We start from the raw sequence: 11,282 nt of genomic DNA, 5'->3' as shown, positions 1-11,282 counted from the left end.
ACGGTGAGCCTGGTGTAATGAGCTTATGCACCTCAACCCTTACGGCATGGACGCCGTGAACCTGGCCGCCGACCTCGCCAACCGGCGCCCCGCCGACGCCGAGGAGCTGGCGGAGCGCTGCCGCGCCGCCGGACTTGTCCTGGAGAAGCCCGCCACGGCGGCGGACCTGCGGCGCGTCGGGGCCACGCTCGACGCCTGGGAGAAGGTCGTCGACACCACCGGGGAACGCGAGCGCGCCGACCTCGCCAACCGCATGCTCGCCGACTCCACCGCCCACCCCCGGCTCACCGACCACGCGGGCGACGGCTGGCACCTGCACTACCGCGACGACGGTCTCTCGCTCGGCGCCCTGCTGGCCTCGCTGATCGCGGTCGGCACCGCGCTGCACCTGGTGGGACGCGGCATGCACCGGCTGCGCCGCTGTGCGGTCCCGGAGTGCGCGGAGATCTTCGCCGACACCTCCCGCACCGGGCGGCAGCGCTACTGCTCCCACCGGTGCGCCAACCGTGACGCGGTCCGCCGCCACCGGGCGCGCACCCCGGCCCCGGGAGCACGCAACGGAGCACCGGCGAAACGCTGTTGATCGAAGGAGGGCGCCGCGATAGGAAGGCGGGATGACGACTCTCGGCATGGTCTTCCGTCCCCAGCTCCCGCCCGAGCGGCTGCGCGGCCTGGTGCGCGAGGCCGACGAGGCGGGCCTCGCCGAACTGTGGCTCTGGGAGGACTGCTTCCTTCAGAGCGGCATCGCCAGTGCCGCCGCCGCGCTCGCCTGGTCCGAGCGGCTGCGCGTCGGGGTGGGACTGCTTCCCGTACCGCTGCGGAACGTGGCGCTCGCCAGCATGGAGGCGGCCACCCTGCACCGGCTCTTCCCCGGCCGGGTCATGCTCGGGGTGGGCCACGGCGTACAGGACTGGATGGGGCAGGTGGGCGCGCGGGCGGAGTCCCCGCTGACACTCCTTCGCGAACACCTGGACGCCATGCGTACGTTGCTCGCGGGCGAGCGCGTCACCACCGAGGGACGGTATGTACGCCTGGACGGCGTCGCGCTCGACTGGCCGCCCGCCGCTGCCCCGGCCGTGTACGCGGGTGCGCGCGGCCCCCGTTCGGTCCGGCTCACCGGCGAGGCGGCGGACGGCACGATCCTGGACGCGAGCACCCCGCCGGACGGCGTACGCAGGGCGCGGCGGCTCATCGACGAGGGGCGGCGGGCCGCGGGACGCACGGAACGGAAGCACCCGGTGGTGGTCTATCTGCACGCCGCTACCGGCCCCGACGCACGGGCGCGCCTCGACGCCGAGCTGCGGCGCGACGGCCATCAGGACGTGCCGGACCTCGGTGTGGCGGGCGACGCCGAGGACGTGGCGAAGGCGGTCCTGCGCCTCGCCGAGGCGGGCGCCGACACCGTCGTCCTCCAGCCCACCGCCGACGAGCCGGACCCCGAGGGCTACCTCCGCTTCGTCACCGGCCAGGTCGCCCCGCTGGTGCCCTGAGGGGGCCCACCCCGTGCCCCGGACGCGGGCGGATCATAGGCTCGGCCCCATGCACCGAAGAGAGGACGACGGCGAGGCGGAGGTGTCCTCCGGGGCCGCGGCGCCGGACCTGAACCAGCTGCGGACCTTCCTCGCGGTCTACCGTTCCGGTTCCTTCACGGCCGCCGCCCGCCTCCTGGGGCTCTCCCAGCCCACCGTCACCGCCCAGATCCGCTCCCTGGAGCGCCGCCTCGACCGGGAGCTGTTCGCGCGGACGCCGCGCGGCGCGGCCCCCGCGCCGTTCGCGGACGAGCTCGCGGGCCGGATCGGCGAGCCCCTGGACGCCCTGGCCGAGGTCGCGGGCCACGACCTGGACGGCAAGGCCGAGCCGGTCCACGTCGCGGGTCCGGCGGAGTTCCTCGCCCACAGCGTGCTGCCCCGTCTCGGGCCGCTGGTGGAGAAGGGGGTGCGGCTGCGGTTCGCCACGGGGCTCACCGACGACCTGCTGGCCGAGCTGCGCGCGGGCCGCCACGACCTGGTGGTCGCCACGGCCCGGCCCCGGGGTCGCGCGCTCGCCTCCGTACCGCTCGCGGACGAGGAGTTCGTGCTGGTCACGGGCGCTTCGTGGGCGGCGCGGATCGGCGGCAAGGGGAAGGTCGCCGCCGATGGCCCCGCGGTGCTGCACGGTGTGCCTCTGGTGGCCTACGCCGAGGACCTGCCCATCGTCCGGCGCTACTGGCGGCACGTCTACGGCAGGCGTCTGGTGTGCAGCCCCGCCCTCACCATGCCCGACCTGCGCGCGGTCAAGGCCGCCGTGGTGGGCGGCGCGGGCTTCAGTGTGCTGCCCCGCTATCTCTGCCTGGACGAGCTGGCCTCGGGGGCGCTCGTCCTGCTCGACGACCCCGACGACCCGCCCATCAACACCGGCTACCTCGTACAGCGCCCCGGCTCGTCGGACAACCCGCATGTGGCCGTCGTACGGGACCACCTGCTGGCGTCGGTGCGCGCCGCCGACGTGTGAGGCTCAGGCGCCCGAGGGTTCCGGGGACTCAGGGGCCTTTGTGGGCGTGAGCCGGAGCCCGTTCTCCCAGATCTTGTTGAGCGTCGTCACGAGCCGCTCGTAGGGGATGCGCTGGCCGAGCACGAAGACCAGATAGGCCATGCGGCTCACCATGACGGACAGGGCGTGCGCGGTGACCAGCGGGTCGAGGCTGGTGTCGGCCTCGCCGTTCTCCTGCAACGTGCGGATGAGTTTGGCGTTGCGCCGGGCGAAGGCGTTGCCCCGCTCGATGCGCAGCGCCATGAACTGCTCGTCCACCTGGGCGACCTGCTCGAAGAGCGCCATGAGCCGGGCGTTCTTCTTGTACGCGCGCAGGTACTCGCGGTTGGAGGCGTCGATCATCTCGCGCGGGTCGGTGATGCCCGTGCGCTCGCGCAGATGCGGGTGGAGCATCTCCTCCTGCACCTGCTCGACGAGCGCCTGGAAGATCTCTTCCTTGCTGTTGAAGTACGTGTAGAAGGACCCCGAGGCGACCTGCGCCGCCTTGGAGATGTCCGTGATCCGGGCGTCCAGGTAGCCGTCGCGCTCGAAGACCTCGCGGGCGGCGGCGATCAGCGCGTTGCGCGTCCTGACGCCGCGCGCGCTGCGGGGCGTGATCGGTTGCTTCCGGCCGCCGTCCGCGGCCGGGGCCTGGGCAGCCATCGCGGTCCCTTCACTGTCGTTCGAACCCGTACGAAACCGGTGGCGACGGATGCTATCAGCCGATGGCCGAGAGGAAGCCGAGCAGCGCGGCGTTGACCTCCGCGGGCCGCTCCTGCTGGATCCAGTGGCCCGCGCCGTCGATGACGACCTCTCCGCGCAGGTCGGTCAGGACGCGGTCGAGCCCCTTGGCGGGCATGAACTGGCCGACGGGGTCCTTGGAGCCGGTCACGAAGAGCGAGGGGCAGTCGATGGTGCGGCCCTCGTGGTGCGCGGTGAGCTCCCAGTTGCGGTCCAGGTTGCGGTAGTAGTTGAGCCCGCCCGTGAAGCCGGTGGCGGTGAACGTGTCCACGTAGTGGCCGAGTTCGTCCTCGCTCAGCCAGCGCGGGGGCACCGCCTCCTCGTCGACGCGGTCGGCCCACCGCGCGGAGTAGATCTCCCGTGCGGTGAGGGTCCTGCGGACGTTGCGGCTCAGCGCGTGGTCCGCGACGCCCGGCTCCTGGAACCACACCATGTAGAAGTCGTCGCCCAGGCGCGAGCGCAGGATCGGCAGGGGCGGCGCGGGGGCCCGCGGCGTCACCGGCACGCTCATCCCGGCCACCGCCCGCACCCGCCCGGGGTGCTCCAGGGCCATGTTCCACACCACGGAGGAGCCCCAGTCGTGCCCCACGAAGACGGCGTCATCGGCACCCACGTCATCCAGAATCCCCGCCAGGTCACCGCAGAGGGTGAGGATGTCGTACGCGTCGGCGTCGGCGGGGCGCCCGCTGCCGCCGTAGCCCCGCATGTCGGGGACGAGGACGCGGCACCCCGCGTCGGCGAGCGCGAAGAGCTGGTGGCGCCAGGAGAACGCCAGCTCGGGGAAGCCGTGGCAGAGCACCACGGGCGGCTCGCCCGGCCGCGCCTCGCCGTGGTCGAACACCCGGAGCGTGATGTCTCCGGTGGCCACCTCGCGGGTCTTGACGCGCTGCCACTCGCCGACCGGAATGTGTGTCGTCATGCGCGGAACTCCTGGGCGGTCGATGTTTCGAACCTGACGTTGGATTCAACTCTACAGGCCGGGGGCCGGGGGCCGTGGAGCGCTCGGCACCATTGAACCTGAACCCGGATTCAAGTACGGTCGGGGCGACACAGGGGGTGGGACGATGAGTGGGGCAACGCCCCGGCACGCGGTTCTCTTCGACTTCGGCGGCGTGCTGACCACCAGCGTGGTCACCGCCTTCGCCGGACTCGGCGCGGAGCTCGGCGACGACCCGGGACTGCCGCTGCGGCTCCTGTCCCGGGACCGGGAGAGCGCCGCGCTGCTCGTGGCGCACGAGGAGGGGCGCATCGGCGAGCGGGAGTTCGAGGACGGCTTCGCGGCCCGGCTGCGGGCGCACGGCCTCGCGGTCGAGGGCCCCGGCCTGGTGAGCCGCCTCCAGGCCCGGCTGCGCCCGGACCCCGGCACGATCGCCCTGGTGGCCCGGCTGCGCTCCGCGGGGCACCCCGTCGGGCTGCTCTCCAACTCCCTCGGCGACGACTGCTACGCGGGCTTCGACCTGCCCGCCATGTTCGACGCGGTCACGGTCTCCGGGCACATCGGGGTGCGCAAGCCCTCGCGCCACGCCTACGCGATCGCCTGCGAGCGGCTCGGCGCCCCGCCCGAGGCCACCGTCATGGTGGACGATCTGCGGCAGAACATCGAGGCGGCGGCGCGGCTCGGCATCGCCGGAGTCGTGCACCGCGACGCGGCCACGACGGCCGGGGAACTGGCCGGGCTGCTGGCCGCCGCACCGGCACACGAGGCTTGACCAGGCAGTACCCGTACCGACCGATACCAGCACCGTGGGAGGACCCCGTGTTCGACGTCAGCGACAGGGCCAAGGAGTACCAGGAGCGGCTGCTCGCCTTCATGGACGAGCACATCTACCCCGCCGAGGCGGTCTACGAGCAGCAGATGGCGGACTCCGGCGACCCGCACTTCCACCCGCCGGTCCTCGAAGAGCTCAAGGCCGAGGCGCGCGAGCAGGGCCTGTGGAACCTCTTCCACCCGCACCCGGAGTGGGGCCCCGGCCTGACCAACCTGGAGTACGCGACGCTCGCCGAGATCATGGGCCGCAGCGCGCACCTGGCCCCCGAGGCCACCAACTGCAACGCCCCGGACACCGGCAACATGGAGGTCCTCACCCTCTTCGGCACCGACGAGCACAAGGAGAAGTGGCTGCGGCCGCTGCTCGCGGGGGAGATCGCCTCCGCCTTCGCGATGACCGAACCCGCCGTGGCCAGCTCCGACGCCCGCAACATCGAGATGCGGATGGTGCGCGACGGCGACGACTACGTCCTCAACGGACGCAAGTGGTGGACCTCCAACGCCCTGCACAAGAACTGCCGGGTCCTGATCGTCATGGGCAAGACCGACCCGGAAGGGCCGAGCCACCGCCAGCAGAGCATGATGGTCGTCCCGCTCGACACCCCGGGCGTCACCGTCCTGCGCAACCTGCCCGTCTTCGGATACCAGGACCGCGAGGGCCACGCCGAGGTGCTCTTCGAGGACGTGCGCGTCCCGCGCACCGCCCTGCTCGCGGGCGAGGGCGACGGCTTCATGATCAGCCAGGCCCGGCTCGGCCCCGGCCGCATCCACCACTGCATGCGCACGATCGGCATGGCCGAGCGCGCCCTCGACCTGATGATCGACCGCGCCCAGTCCCGTACGACGTTCGGCGCGCCCCTCGCCGAGCGGGCCAACATCCAGGACTGGATCGCCGAGTCCCGCATCGAGATCGAGATGGCCCGGCTGCTCACCCTCAAGGCCGCGCACCTGATGGACACCGTCGGCAACAAGGAGGCCCGCACCGAGATCGCCGCGATCAAGGTCGCCGCTCCCGAGGCGGCCCTGAAGGTCATCGACCGCGCGATCCAGGTGCACGGCGGCGGCGGGGTCTCCGACGACTTCCCGCTCGCGAGCATGTACGCCCATCTGCGCACCCTGCGCCTGGCGGACGGCCCCGACGAGGTGCACAAGCGGAGCATCGCCCTGCGCGAGCTGCGCCGCCGCGAGACCGCGCGGAACGCCCGTTGAGCGGGCCGCTTGAGGGCAGGGTCGCGCTGGTCACCGGCGCTTCGCGGGGCATCGGTCTGGCGGCGGCCGCGGCCCTGCGGGACCGGGGCGCCCAGGTGGTGATCACCTCGCGCAGCGAGGAGCGCGCCAAGGAGGCGGCGGAGGGCCTGGGCGACGGCGTCACCGGGTTCGGCGCGCACGCCACCGACGAGGTGGCCGCGCGCGCCTGCGTCGAGCATGTCGTGGCCGCGTACGGACGGCTCGACATCCTGGTCAACAACGCCGGTACGAACCCCGCCCACGGCCCCGTCATCGACCAGGACCACGGCCGCTTCGCCAAGACCATGGACGTCAACCTGTGGGCGCCGATCCTGTGGACGTCGCTCGCGGTGAAGGCGTGGATGGGCGAGCACGGCGGCGCGGTCGTCAACACCGCCTCCATCGGCGGCTACTCGGTCGCCCGGGACGTCGGCATTTACCACGTCTCCAAGGCCGCGCTCATCCACCTCACCAAGCAGCTCGCCCTGGAACTCGGCCCGACGGTCCGCGTGAACGCCATCGCGCCCGGCGTCGTACGGACCAGGCTCGCCGAGGCGCTCTGGCAGGAGAACGAGACCCGGATCGCCGCGGCCACCCCGCTCGGCCGCATCGGGGAGCCCGAGGACCTGGGGGAGGCCGTGGCGTTCCTCGCCGGTGACGGGGCGCGCTGGATCACCGGCGAGATCCTCGTCGTCGACGGAGGGCAGCTGCTCGGCGACGGCGCCCTGTGAGCGCCGCCGCCGACCGGGTCAGGCGGGCAGCGCGTCGACCGTCGGGACCACGACGCCGAACAGATCGGTGACGGCCGTCAGCGCGGCGCTCTGGAGCGCGTCGGCGGACAGGACCGTGCCGTCCGGGGCCGCGAGGGGCCGGGTGGCGGTGGCCTCGGCGACGACCGTGGGCCGGTAACCGAGGTTGAAGGCGCCCTGGGCGGTGTAGTTGACGCACATGTGCGTCATGAACCCGGCGAGGACGAGGTCCTTGCCGCCGCCCGGGGCGAAGCCCAGACCGCTGAGCGTCTTCTCCAGGCCGGTGTCGTGGAAGGCGTTGGGGAACTGCTTGACCACCACGGTCTCGCCGTCCACCGGGGCCACCTCGTCACTGATGGCGCCGATGTGGGCGCGGATGTCGTACGGGGTGTTCTCGCCGCCGTCGTTGACGATGTGCACGACCGGCGTCCCCTCGGCGCGGGCCCGCGCGAGGAGCCGGGCGCCCGCCGCGAGCGCGGCGTCGGCGCCGGGCAGGGCCATGACGCCGGTGCGGTAGGTGTTCTGGAAGTCGATCATGACAAGGGCGCTGTCGCCGAGGCGGGGCGGCTGGTTGTCCAGGCCGACCACATCGCGCAGCGTCTTGGAGGGGGAGAGGTGGCTGGTGCTCATGGGGTGCCTTTCGTAGCGGATGGTGTTCCGGTTTTCGGGCAGGGCGAAGCCGCGGAACGGGCCTGCCCGTGTCGGTGAGGTCTGGGTGGTGTGGCTGGTGGGGGCGGCTCAGGTGGCGGTGACGCGGAAGCGGCGGCGGTAGGCGGCGGGAGTGCTGGCCACCTGGCGCCGGAACGCCCGGTGCAGCGTCTCGACCGAGCCGAGCCCGGACGCGGTGGCGACCTGTTCCAGGGAGTGGTCGGTGCCTTCGAGCAGCCGCCGGGCCGCCTCCACACGCGCGGACTCCACGTAGTCGGCCGCGCCGGTGCCCGTCTCCTGCTTGAACACCCGGGCGAAGTGCCGCTCGCTCAGACACATCCGGGCCGCGAGGGCCGCCGCGGACAGGTCCTCTTCGAGGTGGTCGGCGATGTACGACCGCAGCGCGTCGATGTCCCTGCGCGCCGACGCGGGACGGCTCAGCGGCACGGAGAACTGGCTCTGGCCGCCCTGCCGCTTGAGGTACATCACGAGCTGTCTGGCCACCGCGAGCGCCACCTCCTCGCCCTGGTCCTCGGCCACCAGGGCCAGCGCGAGATCCAGGCAGGCACTGATCCCGGCGCCGGTCCACAGCCGCCCCCGGTCGGCCCGTACGAAGATGGGGTCCGGGTCGACCGTGACGGCCGGGTGGTCGGCGGCCAGTTGGGCGGCGGTCGACCAGTGCGTGGTCGCCGTCCTGCCGTCCAGGAGCCCGGCCGCCGCGAGCAGATGGGCGCCCACGCACACCGACGCCACCCGCCGCGCGTGCGGGGCGGTCGCCCTGAGCCACGCCACGACGTCGGCGTCGATGCGGGCGACGGGTCCGTCCCCGGTCATGTCGACCGCGCCGGGGACGAGCAGGGTGTCCGGTCGGCCGCGGGCCTCCGTGTCGGCGAACGCCACATCGGTCAGCAGCCGCACACCCGCCGAGGTGCGCACCGCTCCGGCCTCGGGGCCCGCGAGCAGGACCTCGTAGCCGGCGCGGCCCGCGGTCTCCCGGTTGGTCAGCGCGAAGACCTCGGCGGGACCGGTGACGTCGAGCAGGTCGACGTCGGGGAAGACCGCGATCAGGACGCGGTGTGTGGTGGGCATGCAGCTATCTTCACCACCGTCCCGGATGGCCGCAATGACGATTCCCTGTCACATCCGGACACGGGTCCCGCTCTGGACGCACACTGCCCCCGGGCACAGCGAAGCGGGCCCCGGCGGTGGGGGATGCCGCCGGGGCCCGCGGGCCTCACTGCGTACGACCGGTGCGCGGATCGCTCCGTACGGCCGGTGCGCGGGGTCAGTCCGTGCCGGACTCCATCGCGGCGCGGTCGAGCGCCGACTCCTCCTCCGTCACCTCGCCGCGCGAGGCGATCGCCTGGGCGCCGCCCGCGTCCATGGCGCCGATCAGACCGGTCGAGGCCGCCTGCGCGGCGCCGATCGGCGTCGGGTGGCCGCTGCCGACCAGGCCCATCCCCGCGTACTGCTCAAGGCGGGCACGGGAGTCGGCGATGTCGAGGTTGCGCATCGTGAGCTGGCCGATGCGGTCCACCGGGCCGAAGGCCGAGTCCTCGGTCCGCTCCATGGAGAGCTTGTCCGGGTGGTAGCTGAACGCCGGGCCCGTGGTGTCGAGGATCGTGTAGTCCTCGCCGCGCCGCAGCCGCAGCGTGACCTCACCGGTGACGGCGGCGCCGACCCAGCGCTGGAGCGACTCGCGGATCATCAGCGCCTGCGGGTCCAGCCAGCGGCCCTCGTACATCAGCCGCCCGAGCCGCCGCCCCTCGTTGTGGTACGCGGCCAGGGTGTCCTCGTTGTGGATCGCGTTGACGAGACGCTCGTAGGCGATGTGCAGCAGGGCCATGCCGGGCGCTTCGTAGATGCCGCGGCTCTTGGCCTCGATGATGCGGTTCTCGATCTGGTCGGACATGCCGAGGCCGTGCCGTCCGCCGATCGCGTTGGCCTCCATGACGAGGTCGACCGGGGAGGCGAACTCCTTGCCGTTGACCGTCACGGGGCGGCCCTGCTCGAAGCCGATCGTCACGTCCTCGGTGAGGATCTCGACCTCGGGGTCCCAGAACCGCACGCCCATGATCGGGTCGACGGTCTCGATGCCGGTGTCGAGGTGCTCCAGCGTCTTGGCCTCATGCGTGGCGCCCCAGATGTTGGCGTCCGTGGAGTACGCCTTCTCCGTGGAGTCCCGGTAGGGCAGCTCGTGCGCGAGCAGCCACTCCGACATCTCCTTGCGGCCGCCGAGCTCGGAGACGAAGTCCGCGTCGAGCCAGGGCTTGTAGATCCGCAGGTGCGGGTTGGCGAGCAGGCCGTAGCGGTAGAACCGCTCGATGTCGTTGCCCTTGAAGGTGGAGCCGTCGCCCCAGATCTGCACCCCGTCCTCCAGCATCGCCCGCACCAGGAGCGTGCCGGTGACGGCGCGGCCGAGCGGTGTGGTGTTGAAGTACGCACGGCCGCCGGACCTGATGTGGAACGCGCCGCAGGCCAGCGCGGCGAGGCCCTCCTCGACCAGCGCGGCACGGCAGTCGACGAGACGGGTGATCTCGGCGCCGTACGCGGTGGCGCGGCCGGGCACGGAGGCGATGTCGGGCTCGTCGTACTGACCGATGTCGGCGGTGTACGTGCACGGCACGGCGCCCTTGTCGCGCATCCAGGCGACGGCGACCGAGGTGTCGAGACCGCCGGAGAAGGCAATGCCGACGCGCTCGCCGGTGGGCAGGGAGGTGAGGACCTTGGACATAGGAAGAGTATGCATCAGGATGCATGGCCATGCAAACCCCCTCATGGGTCGCGGACGCCCTCGGTCGCCGCGGGGTGGGGGCGGCTGGCGTCCTGCTCCCGAGGCGCGGGGTCCGTCCGTATGGTGGCGCGTCGCCCGCTGTTCGTCCGGACGTCACCTGCCGTCGCGGTTGACCGGCGATCATCTGGCGGCGACAGCGGTGCGCGGTGCTCAGGCCGCGCCTTTTCGGAAGGACCACGTTGCGGCGCCCAAGGCCAGGACGTACACAGCACGGCGGCGGCAGAACGCTCGCGGCGGCAGGACCGGCGGCCCTCGCGCTGTCCCTGGCCCTGACGGGGTGCGGACTCCTTGAGGGCGGGGCGGAGGGTGGTGCCGCCGCTGTTCCGGCCGCCGAGCGGGCGGCCACGGCGGGCATCGACTGCGCGAAGTCGGGCAAGGTGCCCGGGACGGGTTCGAGCGCCCAGCAGAACGCGATGAAGCACTGGATCAAGGAGTACGAAGCGGCCTGCCCCGGGGTGCGCATCGCCTACAACCCGCTCGGCTCGGGTGCCGGGGGAGCGCAGTTCCTGCGCGGCGTCACCGCGTTCGGCGGCTCCGACAGCGTGCTCAAGGCCGAGGAGGTCGAACTCTCCAGGCGGGTCTGCGCGGGCGGCCGTGCGATCGACCTGCCCATGGTGGGCGGTCCCATCGCGATCGGCTACGACCTGCCGGACGTGGACGACCTGGTGCTCGACGCCAGGACCCTCGCGAAGATCTTCGACCGGCGGATCACCGCCTGGGACTACTGCACCTGACCGAGCGGGGCAACGCCGTGCTCGCCCAGGTCGCGGGCGCCCGCCGCTCGACGAGCCCGGCCCTCTCCAGCGCGCCCACCTGCCTGCTGATGGTCGACTTGTCGAGGGTGTAG

Annotated in this window: 12 protein-coding genes and 1 pseudogene; 7 read left to right on the top strand and 6 right to left on the bottom strand. The window is 72.7% G+C overall.

The window, feature by feature from the left end; translation table 11 throughout:
* Positions 1-25 precede the first annotated feature (25 nt).
* Genes AB8Z36_RS18315 through AB8Z36_RS18305 form a run of 3 tightly spaced genes read left to right on the top strand, consistent with a single transcriptional unit; the run spans position 26 to position 2,490 of the window.
* Positions 26-583, top strand: a complete 558-nt coding sequence (locus AB8Z36_RS18315) for a CGNR zinc finger domain-containing protein (RefSeq protein ID WP_369214400.1) — start codon at positions 26-28, stop codon at positions 581-583.
* Positions 584-614: 31 nt separating this feature from the next.
* Positions 615-1,490, top strand: coding sequence for an LLM class flavin-dependent oxidoreductase (locus AB8Z36_RS18310; RefSeq protein WP_369214399.1), 876 nt, complete (start codon positions 615-617; stop codon positions 1,488-1,490).
* 49 nt (positions 1,491-1,539) lie between these two features.
* On the top strand, positions 1,540-2,490 hold the full coding sequence (locus AB8Z36_RS18305; protein WP_369214398.1) for a LysR family transcriptional regulator: 951 nt from the start codon (positions 1,540-1,542) through the stop codon (positions 2,488-2,490).
* A gap of 3 nt (positions 2,491-2,493) precedes the next feature.
* On the opposite strand, the gene AB8Z36_RS18300 is transcribed toward AB8Z36_RS18305, so the two are convergent.
* Both AB8Z36_RS18300 and AB8Z36_RS18295 read right to left on the bottom strand, forming a co-directional pair.
* Complete coding sequence (locus AB8Z36_RS18300; protein WP_369214397.1) at positions 2,494-3,171, bottom strand: TetR/AcrR family transcriptional regulator; 678 nt, start codon at positions 3,169-3,171, stop codon at positions 2,494-2,496.
* Positions 3,172-3,226: 55 nt separating this feature from the next.
* Positions 3,227-4,168, bottom strand: coding sequence for an alpha/beta fold hydrolase (locus tag AB8Z36_RS18295; protein ID WP_369214396.1), 942 nt, complete (start codon positions 4,166-4,168; stop codon positions 3,227-3,229).
* A 145-nt stretch (positions 4,169-4,313) separates the two neighbouring features.
* Between AB8Z36_RS18295 and AB8Z36_RS18290 the strand changes: the two genes are divergently transcribed.
* From AB8Z36_RS18290 to AB8Z36_RS18280, 3 genes are read left to right on the top strand one after another with little or no spacing between them, the layout of a single operon-like run.
* Positions 4,314-4,958 (top strand): HAD family hydrolase, encoded by a 645-nt coding sequence (locus AB8Z36_RS18290; protein WP_369214395.1) that lies wholly within the window; start codon positions 4,314-4,316, stop codon positions 4,956-4,958.
* 47 nt (positions 4,959-5,005) lie between these two features.
* Positions 5,006-6,226: an acyl-CoA dehydrogenase family protein gene (locus AB8Z36_RS18285; RefSeq protein WP_369214394.1), complete on the top strand. Its 1,221-nt coding sequence runs from the start codon at positions 5,006-5,008 to the stop codon at positions 6,224-6,226.
* The gene (locus AB8Z36_RS18280) at positions 6,223-6,975 is read left to right on the top strand and encodes an SDR family oxidoreductase (protein ID WP_369214393.1); all 753 of its coding nucleotides are present in this window, start codon (positions 6,223-6,225) and stop codon (positions 6,973-6,975) included. The genes AB8Z36_RS18285 and AB8Z36_RS18280 overlap by 4 nt, the downstream gene beginning before the upstream one ends.
* An 18-nt stretch (positions 6,976-6,993) precedes the next feature.
* Here AB8Z36_RS18280 and AB8Z36_RS18275 read toward each other — a convergent pair whose 3' ends face one another.
* The 3 genes from AB8Z36_RS18275 to argG form a co-directional block, all read right to left on the bottom strand.
* Entirely contained in the window at positions 6,994-7,623 is a 630-nt protein-coding gene (locus tag AB8Z36_RS18275) for an isochorismatase family protein (RefSeq protein ID WP_369214392.1), read from the bottom strand.
* 108 nt (positions 7,624-7,731) lie between these two features.
* The gene (locus tag AB8Z36_RS18270) at positions 7,732-8,730 is read right to left on the bottom strand and encodes a GlxA family transcriptional regulator (RefSeq protein ID WP_369214391.1); all 999 of its coding nucleotides are present in this window, start codon (positions 8,728-8,730) and stop codon (positions 7,732-7,734) included.
* 196 nt (positions 8,731-8,926) lie between these two features.
* Positions 8,927-10,375, bottom strand: coding sequence for an argininosuccinate synthase (gene argG / locus AB8Z36_RS18265; protein WP_369214390.1), 1,449 nt, complete (start codon positions 10,373-10,375; stop codon positions 8,927-8,929).
* 239 nt (positions 10,376-10,614) lie between these two features.
* Here argG and AB8Z36_RS18260 point away from each other — a divergent pair, with 239 nt between their 5' ends.
* Positions 10,615-11,169 carry a substrate-binding domain-containing protein gene (locus AB8Z36_RS18260; protein WP_369214389.1) on the top strand — a complete coding sequence of 185 codons (555 nt, stop codon included), beginning with the start codon at positions 10,615-10,617 and terminating at the stop codon, positions 11,167-11,169.
* A 40-nt stretch (positions 11,170-11,209) separates the two neighbouring features.
* Here AB8Z36_RS18260 and AB8Z36_RS18255 read toward each other — a convergent pair.
* Positions 11,210-11,282, bottom strand: a pseudogene (locus AB8Z36_RS18255) (MarR family winged helix-turn-helix transcriptional regulator); the annotation flags it as partial.

Source organism: Streptomyces flavofungini (genome assembly GCF_041028215.1).
Lineage (GTDB): Bacteria > Actinomycetota > Actinomycetes > Streptomycetales > Streptomycetaceae > Streptomyces > Streptomyces flavofungini_B.
Note: the sequence above shows the minus strand (reverse complement) of the source record. Positions and strands in the feature narration are given on the sequence as shown.

Coding starts and splice junctions, on each gene's coding strand:
- AB8Z36_RS18315 (WP_369214400.1), top strand. CDS start 26: ATGCACCTCAACCCTTACGGCATGGACGCCGTGAACCTGGCCGCCGAC.
- AB8Z36_RS18300 (WP_369214397.1), bottom strand. CDS start 3,171: ATGGCTGCCCAGGCCCCGGCCGCGGACGGCGGCCGGAAGCAACCGATC.
- AB8Z36_RS18295 (WP_369214396.1), bottom strand. CDS start 4,168: ATGACGACACACATTCCGGTCGGCGAGTGGCAGCGCGTCAAGACCCGC.
- AB8Z36_RS18275 (WP_369214392.1), bottom strand. CDS start 7,623: ATGAGCACCAGCCACCTCTCCCCCTCCAAGACGCTGCGCGATGTGGTC.
- AB8Z36_RS18305 (WP_369214398.1), top strand. CDS start 1,540: ATGCACCGAAGAGAGGACGACGGCGAGGCGGAGGTGTCCTCCGGGGCC.
- AB8Z36_RS18270 (WP_369214391.1), bottom strand. CDS start 8,730: ATGCCCACCACACACCGCGTCCTGATCGCGGTCTTCCCCGACGTCGAC.
- AB8Z36_RS18310 (WP_369214399.1), top strand. CDS start 615: ATGACGACTCTCGGCATGGTCTTCCGTCCCCAGCTCCCGCCCGAGCGG.
- argG (WP_369214390.1), bottom strand. CDS start 10,375: ATGTCCAAGGTCCTCACCTCCCTGCCCACCGGCGAGCGCGTCGGCATT.
- AB8Z36_RS18290 (WP_369214395.1), top strand. CDS start 4,314: ATGAGTGGGGCAACGCCCCGGCACGCGGTTCTCTTCGACTTCGGCGGC.